We start from the raw sequence: 15,524 nt of genomic DNA, 5'->3' as shown, positions 1-15,524 counted from the left end.
AGTGATTGACGTGTTGATTTTAGCATCTGGTTCACCTAGGCGCCGTGAATTATTGGCACAGATTGGAATTGCATATATGGTGAATCCCAGCTCATACAATGAGCAGCTTCCTAAAAAGAAAGATCCTGAAAAATATGTATTGGCACAAGCTGCTGGCAAAGCACGGGATGTTGCCGGAAAATTTCCCGGACAGTGGGTGTTAGGCGCTGATACGGTGGTAGCTGTTGACGGAACTATATTAGGAAAACCGCGGAATGATAAAGAAGCGATCCGCATGCTGCATGAATTGTCTGGGAAAAAACATTCTGTATATACGGGAGTAACACTGGCTTGCAGTGATAAAGAGTATACGCAGGTCGTAGAAACAAAGGTCTGGTTTCGTAAGTTAGGGGATAAAGAAATAGAACGGTACGTTGCAACGGGAGAACCGATGGATAAGGCGGGAGCTTATGGTATACAAGGAAAAGCGGCAGTCTTTGTTGACAAAATAAATGGTTCCTATACAAATGTTGTAGGTCTCCCCTTGTCACAAGTCTACAAAATGCTTAAGAAGGCAAAGGTGACTTAATGACCGTAGAGGTAAGACATATGGCTCTATGTGAAAAACCACGGGAAAAATTTATGAGGCAAGGTCCCAAATCGCTAACCGATCAAGATTTATTGGCAATCTTATTGCGGACAGGCATAAAAGGACATTCCGTATTAGATATTTCACGTGAAGTTTTGCGTTCGCTTCCCAATGAAAATGTATATTACTTGGGAGAAACGAGTATTAGTGATTTATGTGCCATTCGTGGATTGGGAGTTGATAAAGCGGTTACTGTTTGTGCGGCTATTGAATTAGGGAAACGGATTTCCCGGCAGCGTGTCAAACAAAGTTCTCCTGATTTCAGCTCTCCGCAAGCTATTGCTGATTATGTCATGGAGGATATGAGGGTTTTGCCGCAAGAACAGTTTGCGGCAGCCTATTTATCTACAAAAAATCAGCTTATATCATTTCAAACACTGACGGTTGGTACGATTAATGCGTCTTTGGCTAAATCCAGAGATGTGTTTCGATATGCAATACGATATAATGCAGCAGCGATTATTCTGCTGCATAATCATCCATCCGGTGATCCGGAACCAAGCCGTGAAGATGTTACCGTGACACAGCGCATCGCAGAAGCAGGAAGAGTTATGGAAATTCCTGTTCTCGATCATATCATTATTGGTGATGGGACTTTTGTTAGTCTTTGTGAACGAGGATATATATAAAATTGTTAAACAGCACTCGGCTTTTTGGGTGCTGTTTTTTTAATGCAGTGCAGATTCCATCTTTTATAGAATATCAATTTTGCATTTTTTTTATATCTATTGCTATAATAGAAAAAATAAGATATTTGTTTGCAGAGGAGGCGTTAAGCATGATAAAAATCAAATTTTTACTATCTGTTTGTGTTTGCATCATGACGGTTGGCTTTGCTGCGGCCCGAGGAACTCCAGCTGATGTAATCACAGTCAATCAAAAAACGACGATGGAAACTTCCAGCGGCATAAGTGTGTATACTTTACAATATCCTATTATAAAAACGGTGGATAATGTTTTTGCAGGACAAAAAATTTCATATTATTTTTCCCGTAATGTAAATCGATATATCAAAGCATTTACAACAGGTGAAGACAGTCAAGTGAAACGTACAATGGATAGAAAATTTGAAGTTAAGCTTAATGATGGAGAATATATATCTATTCTGGAGCAAACATATGTGTACTTTGATCGGGCAGCGCATCCTTCCAGCGGATCTTTTGGTGCGACTTTTGATTTGCAAACAGGGAAAAAGCTGTATTGGCAGCAAATAGTCAGGCCGGAGGATGAAAAATATTTCACATTGGAAGCAATCAATGCTAAGCTTTTATCTAGTGAGTATGGGCAGAAACATTATTTTTATAATGATTTTAAAGGGTTGAAAAAACTTCCCAATAACTACTATTTAGATGGGGAAAGGCATATTCATTTTGTTTTTCAACAATATGAAATAGCACCGTATGCTGTGGGAATTATTGATATGAATATGGAAAAAGCAGCAAGATAAATGATAAAGCGAAAATAAAACATATAAAATAAAATTTTTTAATAAATAATAAGTATTATTAGTTGATAAATAAATTAATATGTGGCATAATAGGTACATAAGTTAAATAAGCCATAAAGGAAAGATGCAAAGGAGGTTTGAAATATGAATATTGTTGTATTAGTAAAACAGGTACCGGCTATTTCTGATATCAAAATTGATGCTAAGGATAACAATTTGGTCCGTGTCGGAGCGCCGTCTATGTTGAATCCGGTTGATATTCATGCTATTGAAGCGGCTTTAACTGTCAAAGAGGCTGTGGGTGGCACTATTACCCTTATTACAATGGGAACTGCCTTGGCAGGCGAAGGTATGCGTGATGGAATTGCCATGGGGGCAAATGCGGGTATTCTTGTATCAGATGAACGCATGGCCGGTTCAGATACATTGGCAACCGGAAAAATATTGGCAAAAGCTATTGAAAAAATTGGTAATGTAGATTTGGTTTTTACAGGCAAACATTCTACCGATGGCGATACGGGGCAAATACCACCGGCAGTTGCACAACGTCTGGGAATGTCTCTTATTACATATGCTGAATCGGTTGCTGTGGAAGGCAATGTTCTTAAAGCAACACGAAAAAATAATGATGGTCTTGAAACTGTAGAAGCACAGCTGCCGGCAGTTTGTTCTGTTACGGAAACTGCAAACACACCTCGCTCGGCGAACATCCGGGGGAAAATGATGGCTAAAAAAGCTGTTTTTGAAGTATGGAGATTGGAAGATCTGGGACTAAGTCCCGAAGAAGCGGGTACTGCCGGTTCGGCTACGGAGGTTACAGAATTGTTTGCACCAGAACCGCATGCGGCGGGGATTATGATCAGCGGGGATGACGAAGCGCAGGCAATACATAAACTTATAGCAATACTGGCTTCAGAAAAAGCAATATAAGGAGGTGTGTTCTATGGAAATGAAAAATAGCGTGTGGGTATATATTGAACTTAGTAATGGAAAACCAAGTCAGGTAAGTCAGGAGTTACTTGGAAAGGGAAGAGAACTTGCCGATAGCCGGAAAGTTCCTTTGACAGCAGTTCTTATCGGAGATGGCATTGAAAGTGCTTCAAAATGCGTTATTGGGTATGGAGCTGATGTTGCTATTATTGTAGAAAATCCATCTTTAAAGGATTTTAATGCTGATTTTTATGCCGAAGCTATGGCTGGCATCATACAAAAATATGAACCCAATGTAATTCTTATAGGAGCTTCGCATAATGGGCGCGATATAGGCGGGCGGTTGTCTGCTATGCTAAATTTAGGCCTTGTAGCGGATTGTATTGATGCCCGCTATGAAGGAGACGGAGACGCTGTCACTTGGATTCGTCCAGCTTACACAGGAAAACTTTTTGTTAAGATTCTTACAACAACGCGTCCTCAGTTGGCGACTATCAGCGATAAGATTTTTCACGGCAATTCGTTTGATGGACAACGCCCCGGAGAAATTATAAAGGAAACTGTTGATTTGTCGAATCGACAGATTATGCAAAAAGTTACCGATTTTGTGCTGACCCCTTTGGAAGAAAAAGCATTGACTCTTGAAACGGCAGATATTGTGGTAGGTGCTGGCCGGGGGGTAGGAGATGAAGCAGGTTTGAAAAAAGTGACAGAATTTGCTGCTTCTATCGGGGCTGCATTAGGTGTATCCAAACCGCTTGTTGATAACGGCTGGGCACCTTACGAATTGCAGGTTGGTATTACGGGCAAGAAAATTGCTCCTAAAATATACATCGCACTTGGTATTTCAGGTGCTATTCAACATCAGCTGGGTATTAAAGAGGCAGGTCTTATCATTGCCGTTAATAAGGATCCGGATGCACCCATTTTTAAATTTGCTCATTACGGGATTGTAGGAGATTTATTCAATGCGATGCCGATTATTAAAGAAGAGTTGGAAAAATTAAAATAAAAATGGAAAAAAGATGTCCCAGATAGTATTCTGAGACATCTTTTTTTGTTTCCTGCATCAATATCTTTATTAAAGCATAATTAGAAAATGCTTAAGACAAGCTTATAACTGCGGAGTTTGAGATTAAAGTATAATTATATTACTCACAGTAAGGCGCTTCATATGCTATGATTTGTCTTGTAGTACTGGAATATGCTTGGAGGTGACGAGATGGAGGAAGTTCATTGGCAGCTGCCCCTTTCTTCGAAAACGAATGCACAAGATATAGTGGATTCTATATTAAGTCATGCTGTTCAGGCTGGTGTAAGCGATATTCATATTGAACCTATGGATCATTGTGTACGTATTCGGTTTCGGTTTGATGGAGTATTATTTCAAGCAGGAGAACTGCCGATACATATGCTTGAAAAAATAACTGCCCGTGTAAAAATTATGAGTTCCTTGGATATCGCTAATAAACGGCTTCCGCAGGATGGCAGGATGATTTGGCAGACTAATGGCCGATCCATTGACCTGCGTGTCAGTACGATGCCTACTGTCCGCGGCGAAAAAACGGTGATCCGTCTGCTGGATGCCAATCGTGTCCATTTGGACTTGGATGCATTGGGATTAGGAGAAAGAGTAGTGCCTATGCTGCGGCAATTATCTCGTAACAGTAAAGGATTGCTGTTGATTAGTGGACCAACCAATAGTGGGAAAACAACGACTTTGTATGCTATGCTGAGAGAATTATTAAGTCCGGCAGTCAGTATTGCAACCATGGAAGATCCTGTCGAATATCAATTACAGGGAGTGAGTCAAAGTCAAATTAATCCGAAAGGAGGTCTTTTGTTTCACAATGGATTGCGTGCACTTTTGCGCCAAGATCCGGATATTCTCGTTATTGGTGAGATACGGGACCGGGAAACTGCAGAAATTGCAGTTCGGGCAGCACTGACCGGTCATCTTGTGTTTTCCACTCTGCATACTTCCAGTGCCGTAGAAGCACCGATACGCCTGGCCGATATGGGTATTGAAAAATACTTATTAAGTGAAGCCTTGGTGGGTATCATTTCACAGCGGTTGGTGCGTAAGCTTTGCCGTTACTGCCGTGTGCCTGCCGCTGAAGAACAGATGCAAGGGCGATATCGATATGTGGGATGTACCAAGTGTCTTCATACCGGGTATATTGGACGTATTTGTCTTTGTGAAGTTGTACCGGTGGGCAGGCATATGCGAAAGCAGATCCGTAATTCTGATAATGCAGATGTTCTGCGGGATGCGGCGAAGGCCGATGGTGCTTGGTTTATGAAACAGTCTATCGAAGAAGCGCTTGCAAAAGGAATGACCGATTGGGCAGAAATTCAACGTATGTATGACAAATGAGGATTTTTAATGGATATCACGGCCATTATTTCAACAGCGATTGAAAGAAAAGCTACAGATATACACTTACAAGAGCATAGATTGCCTTTATTACGTACAGGCATGGAACTTTTCCCGCTGGAAGGTGCCGTTGTAAAATCATGTGATATTTCTTCCTGGCTGCATGTATATGACTGTAAATTACCAAGGTGTGGTGAACTCTCTCTGGCCGTTGATTTGCAGGAGGGTATTCGGTGTCGTATCAATATTTTTCCTGAATATGCAGGGTATCATGCTGCACTTCGTTTGCTGTACCCTTTGCATTGGCTGCCGACTGATGAAGATGCAGTTATTCTGGAACGTCTCAGTCAGATGAAACATGGGTTGGTTCTTATTACGGGACCTACAGCGAGTGGGAAGACTACTACGTTATGGCGTATCATGGAATATTTGAACAATAGCAGACGATGTCATCTTATTACGCTGGAAGATCCTATAGAATATATTCTGCCGGGGAAGAAAGCGTTGATTTCACAGCGTGAATTGGGAAAACACTTTTCAACCTTTCAAGACGGTGTTCGGCAAGCCTTAAGGCAAGACCCGGATGTGATTCTTGTTGGAGAAATGCGAGACGGATTTACGATGGAAGCAGCTCTTACAGCGGCAGAAACAGGGCATCTTGTGTTTTCTACTCTTCATACAACCTCGGCAGCACAAACGATATCCAGAGTGGTAGGTGCGGTTCCTGCTGTCAGACAGGAAGAACTGCGATGTCGGTTGTCAATGGTGCTGCAGGCGGTATTGGCACAACAACGTTTTTGTGATGATGCGGGAACTCATGTAGCGCGGGAAGTGTTATTTCGGACAACGGCAGTTGCTCAACTTATTCGAACAGGACGTGAATACCAATTAGAATCTATTCTTCAGACAGGCGCTGCTTATGGCATGCGTACAATGGAACAAGCACTGGCCTTTTACGGTAAAAAACTATGAAAAAGTTTATTGTTAGTGTTATTGATTCATCGGGACGGCAATTAGAGAGAACTCTATATGCTGTTTCAGAACAGGAAGCACGCAGAATCGCAGCTCGTCAATCCTTGTACATTTTGGAATTTAAAGCAAAAAGCTCTGTTTTTACCCTCTTACAGAAACAAGAGCGGCTTTCGTCATCTAAATTGGCAGTATTGTTTCAACAATTATCTGTCATGACAGCAACTGGGATTACTTTTGTACAAGGATGGCGACTGATTCAGCGTGATATGCCGAAAAAACATGCAGCAAAGATGGAAATGGCTGCACAGTTAATGGAAACGGGAATGAATCCTTCCGCTGCGATGGAAAAGTCTGGATTGTTTCCTGTACTCGCATGCAATATCGTCAAAGCAGGGGAGAATTCCGGCAATTTGGATAAAATGCTGAGTCTCCTGGGGGAATATTATGAGAAGGCAGGAAAACAAAAACAAGGGTTGATCAATATTTTGGTATATCCGGTATTTCTCATTAGTTGTACAGTACTCATGCTGTTTTGTGCGATGTTTTATATTTTTCCTGTATTTGAAATGATGTTTCGGCAAATGAATGTTCCCTTGCCGGTACCGGCTCAAATCATGCTGTCATTGCAGCATCAGCTGCGCGATTATCCGGAACGATCTTTCTTAACCGTGATTGTTTTTGTGGTGGGTAGTATTGTTGGGGTACGGCAGCAGCGGTATCGTGTAATTTTAGAAGAATATATGATGCAGATCGGTATCCTTCGCCGAATTTGCATTGTGGGATGCTGGGCGCGGTTTAGCCGTATTTTAGCAATACAGCTTGCCGGAGGAATGCCGCTGTTGTCGGCACTTTATGACGCGGCTGCGGTCATACCTGTAATATGGTTTAAGAAAAAGATAAGCAGTATCATACGGTATTTGGAAAGCGGAATGTCATTCAGTCGAGCTGTACAGAACAGCAAATCAGGCACGGCATATATTGAAACGATGCTGCTTGTGGGAGAGTCGACAGGTAACTATGAAGAAGTTCTGCAAACGATTTCCGGGTATTATGAATGGCGGCTGAATATTATTTTAAAGCGTGGTAAAAAACTTTTGGAGCCCACTATTCTTTTAATTACAGGCATTGTTGTCGGTGGAATTATACTATGTCTTTTACTGCCGCTTTTGGATGCAGTTACTTTTATGGTAAAGTGAGCAACGTTTGAAGGGAGATACGCGTATGCTGGTATTAATTTCAACAAAATTCAGGCAGAAAAAACCTTTGAAAAATGGGTTTTCACTCTTAGAGCTTTTGATTTGCATATCTATTATGCTAGTGTTGGCAACCGTGGCTGTACCGAAATTTACCTCTGCAGGAAAAACAGCTAAAATTGCAAAAATTCAGACAGATATTCGTACTATCAGTAATACAGCGGCCTTATATGAAGCGGAAAACGGAAAATTTCCTGAAACAGTGGAAATACTTGCTGTCAAAACAAATGGCAAAACATATCTGCAATTTTTGCCCAAGGTTCCGGATGGTACGGCCTATTTAATAGATGAAGAAGGAGTAGTATCAGCTGTATATGAAGGAACTTCCTATGATTCAAAATCCAATGCGGAAGCTGTTAAAAGCTGATAGGTGATATGAAGTTATGTGGAGCTGCAGCATTGCTGGAATAATAGGCTGTCTGATATATATTCCTATTTATTACGTACTTATTCATTATCTGCCGGAGGAATGCCGGCAGAGCAAAATTTTTTACGGAATATTGGCGGGTATGGTTATCCTTTTTTTTATGACCACACCGCTGTGGTGTTATTCTTGGCCGTCTTTTTTAGCGGCTGCCGGTTTTTCTATCAGTGCTTCTGTTATTATTGCAACAGATTGGAGCTGTTGCTGGATTCCTGATGAACCGATTATACTGCTGCTCATTATTGATGGATTCATGCTGGCAGGGCAATATATAATCATAGACAGTATGGTTTGTACTGTCAGCTTGTTTTTCTACGTAGGGCTATATTTGCTTTTTCCGAAAGGAATAGGAAGCGGTGATATAAAATTGGCGGCCGCACTTTGCTTGGGCTGTCCAGGTCAATCGGCTTATATTATGACTGCAGCGGCTTTTTTTTCGGCTGCAGCAGGTGCCTTTATTTATCAGCGGTTTCATCGAACCAGCAAGATTCCATTTGGACCGTATCTGCTGTTGGGATGGTGGTGTGCTGCTGTGATAGGCGGAGAATGTATAGAATGGCTTCTTTTCATATAAAAAATAATGGATACCTGCTTTTAGAATTGCTTATTGCCATAAGTATTCTTATGACGTTGCTGTTTATGGGAACACCCGGTTTATCCTGGCATCGGCAATATTATGCTGTAGATGCTATGACGCGGGAAATAATTATGGATTTGCACCAACTTCGACAACAGGCGGTAGGAAATGGTTTGGGAGGAATGGATGATTGGTGCTTATCAGTACGCAATCAAGAGTATCGCATTGTGCAAAATGGATATATTGTTTATAAAAAGCGATCTTTTTCGAATATAGTAGATATTCCTATCGAAGAGTCAAGAAAGGATTTTCGATTTGATGAACAGGGGAAACCTAAAGGGAAAAATATGCGGCTCACAGTTCGGTCAACAGATGGTCGATATGAAAGACGGATTATTATTGCTGCTCAGACCGGACGAATACGTGTTGAATAAAAAAAACGGGTATATTCTTTCTGATTGTCTTATTGCGGCAGTACTGGGCATGATTTTGTTTTTACCTGCGTTGTCACTTCTTTCTGAAACGCTTACTACATACCGAACCGCACGAGGCATACAGACAATGGCTATGTATGGTCGTCTTGGCATGGAAGAAACTCGAAGTCTGAAAGACGGTGGGCACTTTTTCGAAAAAAGTTTTAAACAAAGTGGGAATATCTACGATGTAAAATGGTACTGCCGTATTATTGATAATAATTACTGTCTGCATGAAATATGGGTGAGATGTCCGAATGAACAAGAATATTGTTTCAAGAGACTGGAACGCAGGAAAAATACAAACTAATGGATTCATTATGCTGGAATTAATGATTGCTGTTCTTTTGACTTCGATCATATTGACCGTTTTTTTAACTGCGTCAGCGCAAATGTTTCGCAGCTACTATCTGCAAGCTGTTTATGAGGAATTATATCACCAAGGCAGCAGCATTGACGAAACACTCTATGTGGGACTTCGGTTTGCCAGAGATGTTACCGTTACGAATAACACTGTGCGCTTTACAAGTCCTACGGGCTTGGCGACAGGATTTACCGTACAGAACGGAATACTATTTCGTATTCTTGAAGATAATACACGACAGCCTCTTACCGGAAATAGTGGGATGGGGCAATGGCAGGATGTTTATATAGTTTCGTCACAGCAAACCCCCTTTTTTTCTTTACAGGGACAAACAGTACAAGTAGCATTGCTTTTGCGTCATCGCAAAAGTAATCAGGAATGGCCTTGTTTTATATCTGTTGTTCCTTTGACAGCACAGTATGAGAAAGGTGCAAAGAACGATGCAGAATAAAAATGGTTTTATTACATTTTTTATCCTGTGGTTAGGACTGATTGCTGTATTTCTTGCTATCACTACTTCTTATCTGTCTCATTTATATTTGCAGCAAGCTTGCCGATATCGAGATATGGTGACTGCAGCGTATTTGGCAGAGTCGGCACTTGTACAGAGCTGGGAGAAATTACAATTGATGGATTGGCAAGATATTCCTAACAGACGGGAACAAACCTGGGAGGATTCATATCATCTTACCGATGAAGGACAAGTGATCAAAGTCCGTTATGTAACAGAGAAAAGGCAAAAACCATATCGGGGAACCATTATAGCTATTGGTACGATAAAAAAAACAATGGTAAGCAGAACTTGTTCTTTAACGTATGATGTTGAAGTAATGGAAAACGATCGCCCCGTATTAACTATACGCAATATATCATATTAAGGAAGTGAGAAAATTGTGATATTGTCTCATAGAAGAAAAATTATTATTATGCCAGCTGAAAATTCGATTTATATGATATCGTATTATAAAAATTGGTATAGACGATGCAGTATGACAGAAGTACACATGTTTTCGTGCAATAATCCGGACTGGTTTAAAAGCAGTGAAAAAATTATGGTAGTAATTTCTCAATTATGTAAATCATATAAAGTACAACACTGCTGTGTTACGATTATTCTGGGAGGAGAAAAATTATTGCTGAAACGTATGCAGCTTCCTTCGAAGAAATATGCGGCAGCTTTCTCTGCCATGGAATGGGATGAAATTGTCAATGATAATGGGAAAAAGCTATTTGATGTTGCTTATATCGGGCCTGCAGCAGATGGAATGAATCATGATTGGATGGCAGCCGTTTATCCGTATGATTTAATAATGGCTTTTTGCACGGCATTTAGACAGGAAGAAAATATAGTTGATATAATAGATACACTGCCAAGTCTTTTAAGCCGATTTTATAATGATTTGTCGGGTACCCTGTATTGTCAAACTGAAACGGGTACTCATATTTGTGTATATGATCAAGGAATACTTAATGCGTATCAGTGGTGTGATGGTATTCCTAAAGAGTTTTTGCGATGGATTGAAAATAATGAAAAAAAAGATATGCTGTACCGACCTTTGATGAAAATGAAAGAAAAATGGATCTTGCCTTGTATACAAAAAGACTGTCAAAAAAAGCTATCTAATTATCATTGGCAGTATCCAGCGGCGTTTTTCTTACCATTGCTGTAGGAGAGAGTGATATGCATTTTAATTTACTTCCGCAAGAAGAACGCTGCTGTCGCTGGAAACAGATAAAATACAATGCGTTTTTTTTAATAATTAGTATGATGGCTATGTCAGCCTTTTGTTTTGCTATTGTCGGTACTATATTTTCGGCACAAGTGGATAGACAGAAAATGTATTATACAGATCAGCTGCAGCCTGTTCAAACTTGGATTATACAGAATAATCAGGTTTGTGAGCAAATTACACGGGAGGCTTCCGGCATACAAAAAAATAACGCTGCCATATCTTCTTGGCCCGCTGTACTGGTTTGCCTGGCGGATACTAAACCGAACGATGTAGAGGTCCGTTCCTTACAAATTCGCCAAAAAAAGGTTTGTGTTAATGCTGTTACGTTGCAGGTGCCGCAAGTACAAGGGTGGCAGAAAAAACTTCAGAAGACAGCATTATTTACGACTGTTTCTGTTACCAGAATAAATCATCAAGAACCTAAGTCCATTGCTTTTGATTTGGAAATGGAGATAGCTGATGCTGCACTTAAGTCTGAAAATAACAAAACCTAAATATATAACGGCCTTCTGTTTTGTTTTATTTTTAACGAATATAGTATTTATGTGGCGTTGTTTTTATTGGTATAACACAAGCTGCTTATGGAAAAAAACGATACAAAGTTTGGAGGATTCAGCCAGCATGATGTCCTATGCGGAGGTAAAAGATGCAGCGTGGACAAGTAATTATACTGTCCCCAAAGAGATGCCGCTGACCATTTTACAGAGAGAAGCCGAAAAAAATGGTCTTTATCTGGAAACTATTCATATAAAAGAAGACCGTTCATATTTTTATGATATAGTATTAGAGGGAACTTATTATAGCCTTATATATTTTTTAAATGCAGTAGAAAAAGAGGCTCCTTGTATTAGAATAGAACTTCAATCCGTAGAAACAGGACAGGAAAATTTAAAAATAAAAATGACCGCATATATTTTAAGCGGGTTATAAAGAGATAAATACATGACGCTTTTTTCTGCTTTCGTTTAACCTTATTATAGGGAAGCAGAAAAAAGCGTTTTAATGATGTAATTATAAGAGAAAATTTGCTATAATTATAATATTAAGTATAAAAGCAAGTATAGAGACAAAAGTAAATTCAAGAAAGTAACGTTAGATGTGAAGGAGGGACGGCAGTGAAACGGAATATAGTCCTTGTGGGAATGATGGGGAGCGGCAAGAGCCATATAGGCCGCAAGCTTGCAGCGCGTCTCCAGTGGCAGTTTGTAGATACGGATCGCCGTATTGAACGATTTGTCGGAAAAAGCATTGCCGAATTTTATGCAGAACAAGGTGAGGCGGCTTTTCGTGAACGCGAATTAAATGTATTGCAGCAAGTAAGCCGTTATCATGAAGCAATTATATCTTTTGGCGGTAATTTTCCTATGAGTTTGGAATTGTACCGTGTTTTGCATCGTTTTGGATATATAGTGGCTTTACAGTCCGAACCATTTCGTGTGGAAGAGCGAGTGGGGCGTCATGTTGGCAAACGCCCGACAGTAGATTATGATAATCTGCATGAATTTGTCATGAAGATGATGGGAGAATGGCGGGAAATTTATCCGTATTGCGATTTTGTAGTGGATACAACGACTTTCAGTGCAGGACAGATTGTCGATAAAATTATTGAAAAAATAGAAGCGGATGAAATTGTGTTTGCATCCCGTGCACCGAAGGAGGAATGAAGTGATGATTACTAAATTAGGAATATTGACAAGCGGTGGTGATGCCCCCGGCATGAATCCGGCGATTCGTGGGGTCACTCGGTATGCATTAGATAAAGGGATTGCTGTCGAAGGTATTCTGCGCGGGTATGAAGGGCTGCTTCGCCAAGAAAGTATTTTATTGGACCAGCGTTCTGTTGGAGAAATCATTCATCGGGGAGGTACTATGCTGCGGACTGCACGCTGTGAAGCTTTTATTCATGAAGATGCTCAGCGTCAGGCAGTTGATTTTCTCCGCTCAAAAGAAATAGAAGCTCTTATTGTCGTTGGCGGCGACGGATCTATGAAAGGTGCACAATGTTTGAGCCGGCTGGGTATGCCTACTATTACGATTCCCGGCACAATTGATAACGACATGCCTGGCACAGAATATACATTGGGATTTGATACAGCTGTAAATACGGTACTGCAGTCTGTTAATAAAATCAGAGACACTGCTTATTCTCACGAACGCGTGGCAGTCGTGGAGGTCATGGGACGTCATGCCGGATTTATTGCCCTTCATGCCGGCATGGCTTCTGGGGCAGAAGCCGTTCTTGTACCGGAACATGATGTATCGTTAGAGGAACTTTGCAATCGGCTGTATGAATCGCATCAGCATAGAAAACTCAGCAGCATTGTTATTGTTGCGGAAGGTGCTATGAGTGGTTCCGATGTGGTATCTTATATCAAGGAACACACGTATTTAGAACCGAGTTTAACCGTTCTTGGATATGTGCAGCGCGGCGGGGCTCCGACGGCATTAGATGCCATATTGGCAGGCCTTTTTGCACAAAAAGCCGTAGACTGTTTGTGCCAAGGTACAGTCAATGTAGTTATCGGACTTTTACAGAATCGGCTGGTAGCGACACCTTACACGGAAACAGACAGAATGCATTTTTCAATTGATGATAATATGTATAACTTACTGCATCAACTGGGAAAATAACTATATAAATGTGTATATCCGGCAGCGTGGACTAGTAATGTAAATATATTAATTGACATTGTATAATAATGTATTTATAATAGAAATGTTGTTTGTTGGACTTTTTCATTTATATGAGGAGTGTTGTTCATGAGCTTTGATTTTAATCTAATTGTGCAATCTCTGCCGCTTTTGCTGGAAGGTGCTCTTGTCACAATTGAGATTACGGCTATTGCCGTAAGTATCGGCTTTCTGCTTGGTTTGTTTGTTAGTATCTGCAGGTTATCAGGGGTGAAAATTGTTCAATTTATCGCTGTATCCTACGTCAATATTATTCGCGGCACACCTATGCTGGTTCAGATTTTTCTGATTTACTTTGCACTTCCTATGATTGTCGGGCAGCGTATTGATCCTTTCGTTGCTGCCGTTGCTGCTTGTTCTATCAACAGCGGGGCTTACGTTTCAGAAATTTTTCGTGCAGGTATTCAATCGGTTGATAAAGGACAAATGGAAGCTGGACGGTCTCTGGGATTATCTTGGGGACAGACGATGCAGTATGTTATTCTGCCGCAGGCTTTCAAGCACGTTATTCCACCGTTGGGAAATGAATTTATTTCTATGACGAAGGAAACCTCGCTGGTATCGGTAATTGGTTTCGAAGAATTGACGCGCCGCGGGCAGCTTATTATTGCCAAAACATACGGATCCTTTGAAATATGGATCACTGTTGCTGCAATATATCTTGTTATGACCTTTGGTATTGCCCGTTTAGTGAGTTATTTGGAACGGAGGTTTGCAACCGATGATAGAAATTAAGGATTTGAGAAAAAACTTTGGTTCTCTCCAGGTTCTCAAGGGCATCAATCTGACGATTCACGATAAAGAAGTAGTTGTTATTATTGGTCCTTCCGGGTCGGGGAAAAGTACGATACTTCGCTGTATAAATTATTTGGAACCACCGACTTCCGGAGAGATTTCTGTTGATGGTCTCAGTATGAATGATACAAAGAGTATTAATGCCATACGTATGGAAGTGGGAATGGTGTTCCAGCGGTTTAATTTGTTCCCGCATATGACGGTTCTTAATAATATTACACTGTCTCCTATCAAGACTCGCCATATTTCGCGGAAAGAAGCGGAAGAATCAGCGATTCAGCTGTTGCAGAAAGTAGGTCTTGAAGATAAAAAGGATGCATATCCTGAAATGTTGTCCGGTGGACAGCAGCAGCGTGTGGCGATTGCCAGAGCGCTGGCCATGAAACCTAAATTTATGTTGTTTGATGAACCGACATCTGCCTTGGATCCGGAAATGGTCCGTGAAGTTCTTGATGTTATTAAAGATCTGGCTAAAGAAGGCATGGCGATGGCTATTGTGACACATGAAATGGGATTTGCCAGAGAAGTGGCAGATCGTGTTTTATTTATTGATGAAGGCGTTATTATGGAAGAAGGAAAACCGGACGATTTATTCTTTCATCCACAGGAAGAACGGACAAAATTATTTTTGTCAAAAATATTGTGAGTCTATTGGCACCCTTTTGGGTGCCTTTTACATTGACACTGCTTATTGTTTTTGATACAATTTATATGTATTCAATGAATTAATACATCAACGGGGAGATGCAGGCATGAATATATGTTTATGGACTGGAGATATGCGGTTTATAAATTCATGCACTGGCAGTCTATCTAGATGAATACGTTCCCAAGGGTGATTTGTGTCACTTTTGGGTTTT

At 40.7% G+C, this 15,524-nt stretch carries 21 protein-coding genes; all 21 read left to right on the top strand.

Annotation, left to right across the window (positions count from 1 at the left end):
• The first annotated feature begins 10 nt into the window (after positions 1–10).
• Complete coding sequence (locus tag BLR11_RS05785; protein WP_091649298.1) at positions 11–568, top strand: Maf family protein; 558 nt, start codon at positions 11–13, stop codon at positions 566–568.
• Positions 569–588: 20 nt separating this feature from the next.
• Positions 589–1,257 (top strand): RadC family protein, encoded by a 669-nt coding sequence (gene radC / locus BLR11_RS05780; RefSeq protein WP_245675096.1) that lies wholly within the window; start codon positions 589–591, stop codon positions 1,255–1,257.
• A 149-nt stretch (positions 1,258–1,406) separates the two neighbouring features.
• Entirely contained in the window at positions 1,407–2,075 is a 669-nt protein-coding gene (locus tag BLR11_RS05775) for an RsiV family protein (protein WP_091649292.1), read from the top strand.
• 144 nt (positions 2,076–2,219) lie between these two features.
• A complete protein-coding gene (locus BLR11_RS05770; protein ID WP_091649286.1) occupies positions 2,220–3,005 on the top strand; it encodes an electron transfer flavoprotein subunit beta/FixA family protein in 786 nt (261 codons plus the stop codon).
• 13 nt (positions 3,006–3,018) lie between these two features.
• Positions 3,019–4,017, top strand: a complete 999-nt coding sequence (locus BLR11_RS05765; protein WP_091649283.1) for an electron transfer flavoprotein subunit alpha/FixB family protein — start codon at positions 3,019–3,021, stop codon at positions 4,015–4,017.
• A 210-nt stretch (positions 4,018–4,227) separates the two neighbouring features.
• Positions 4,228–5,382 (top strand): GspE/PulE family protein, encoded by a 1,155-nt coding sequence (locus BLR11_RS05760; protein WP_091649281.1) that lies wholly within the window; start codon positions 4,228–4,230, stop codon positions 5,380–5,382.
• Between the two features lie 9 nt (positions 5,383–5,391).
• Positions 5,392–6,354: a type IV pilus twitching motility protein PilT gene (locus tag BLR11_RS05755; protein WP_091649279.1), complete on the top strand. Its 963-nt coding sequence runs from the start codon at positions 5,392–5,394 to the stop codon at positions 6,352–6,354.
• A complete protein-coding gene (locus BLR11_RS05750; RefSeq protein WP_091649276.1) occupies positions 6,351–7,550 on the top strand; it encodes a type II secretion system F family protein in 1,200 nt (399 codons plus the stop codon). The genes BLR11_RS05755 and BLR11_RS05750 overlap by 4 nt, the downstream gene beginning before the upstream one ends.
• Before the next feature lie 25 nt (positions 7,551–7,575).
• A complete protein-coding gene (locus tag BLR11_RS05745) occupies positions 7,576–7,974 on the top strand; it encodes a competence type IV pilus major pilin ComGC (RefSeq protein WP_091649273.1) in 399 nt (132 codons plus the stop codon).
• A 16-nt stretch (positions 7,975–7,990) separates the two neighbouring features.
• Positions 7,991–8,605, top strand: a complete 615-nt coding sequence (locus BLR11_RS05740) for a prepilin peptidase (protein ID WP_091649270.1) — start codon at positions 7,991–7,993, stop codon at positions 8,603–8,605.
• On the top strand, positions 8,587–9,042 hold the full coding sequence (locus tag BLR11_RS05735) for a pilus assembly FimT family protein (protein ID WP_091649267.1): 456 nt from the start codon (positions 8,587–8,589) through the stop codon (positions 9,040–9,042). The genes BLR11_RS05740 and BLR11_RS05735 overlap by 19 nt, the downstream gene beginning before the upstream one ends.
• On the top strand, positions 9,035–9,391 hold the full coding sequence (locus BLR11_RS05730) for a hypothetical protein (RefSeq protein WP_091649264.1): 357 nt from the start codon (positions 9,035–9,037) through the stop codon (positions 9,389–9,391). The genes BLR11_RS05735 and BLR11_RS05730 overlap by 8 nt, the downstream gene beginning before the upstream one ends.
• Positions 9,339–9,896, top strand: a complete 558-nt coding sequence (locus tag BLR11_RS05725) for a pilus assembly FimT family protein (RefSeq protein ID WP_143006406.1) — start codon at positions 9,339–9,341, stop codon at positions 9,894–9,896. The genes BLR11_RS05730 and BLR11_RS05725 overlap by 53 nt, the downstream gene beginning before the upstream one ends.
• Positions 9,886–10,323, top strand: a complete 438-nt coding sequence (locus BLR11_RS05720) for a hypothetical protein (protein ID WP_091649258.1) — start codon at positions 9,886–9,888, stop codon at positions 10,321–10,323. Before BLR11_RS05725 ends, BLR11_RS05720 begins: the two co-directional genes overlap by 11 nt.
• A gap of 111 nt (positions 10,324–10,434) precedes the next feature.
• Positions 10,435–11,115, top strand: a complete 681-nt coding sequence (locus BLR11_RS05715; RefSeq protein WP_143006405.1) for a hypothetical protein — start codon at positions 10,435–10,437, stop codon at positions 11,113–11,115.
• 11 nt (positions 11,116–11,126) lie between these two features.
• Positions 11,127–11,672, top strand: coding sequence for a hypothetical protein (locus tag BLR11_RS05710; protein ID WP_091649253.1), 546 nt, complete (start codon positions 11,127–11,129; stop codon positions 11,670–11,672).
• A 127-nt stretch (positions 11,673–11,799) separates the two neighbouring features.
• Positions 11,800–12,108 (top strand): hypothetical protein, encoded by a 309-nt coding sequence (locus BLR11_RS05705; RefSeq protein WP_143006404.1) that lies wholly within the window; start codon positions 11,800–11,802, stop codon positions 12,106–12,108.
• 185 nt (positions 12,109–12,293) lie between these two features.
• On the top strand, positions 12,294–12,842 hold the full coding sequence (locus BLR11_RS05700) for a shikimate kinase (RefSeq protein ID WP_091649248.1): 549 nt from the start codon (positions 12,294–12,296) through the stop codon (positions 12,840–12,842).
• A 4-nt stretch (positions 12,843–12,846) separates the two neighbouring features.
• On the top strand, positions 12,847–13,809 hold the full coding sequence (gene pfkA / locus BLR11_RS05695; RefSeq protein WP_091649245.1) for a 6-phosphofructokinase: 963 nt from the start codon (positions 12,847–12,849) through the stop codon (positions 13,807–13,809).
• A gap of 129 nt (positions 13,810–13,938) precedes the next feature.
• Complete coding sequence (locus tag BLR11_RS05690; RefSeq protein WP_091649242.1) at positions 13,939–14,604, top strand: amino acid ABC transporter permease; 666 nt, start codon at positions 13,939–13,941, stop codon at positions 14,602–14,604.
• Positions 14,591–15,310 (top strand): amino acid ABC transporter ATP-binding protein, encoded by a 720-nt coding sequence (locus BLR11_RS05685; protein ID WP_091649238.1) that lies wholly within the window; start codon positions 14,591–14,593, stop codon positions 15,308–15,310. Before BLR11_RS05690 ends, BLR11_RS05685 begins: the two co-directional genes overlap by 14 nt.
• Positions 15,311–15,524 lie beyond the last annotated feature (214 nt).

Source organism: Megasphaera paucivorans, assembly GCF_900103535.1.
Lineage (GTDB): Bacteria > Bacillota > Negativicutes > Veillonellales > Megasphaeraceae > Megasphaera_A > Megasphaera_A paucivorans.
The sequence above is the reverse complement of the archived record's forward strand: the minus strand, read 5'-3'. Positions and strand labels throughout refer to the sequence as shown.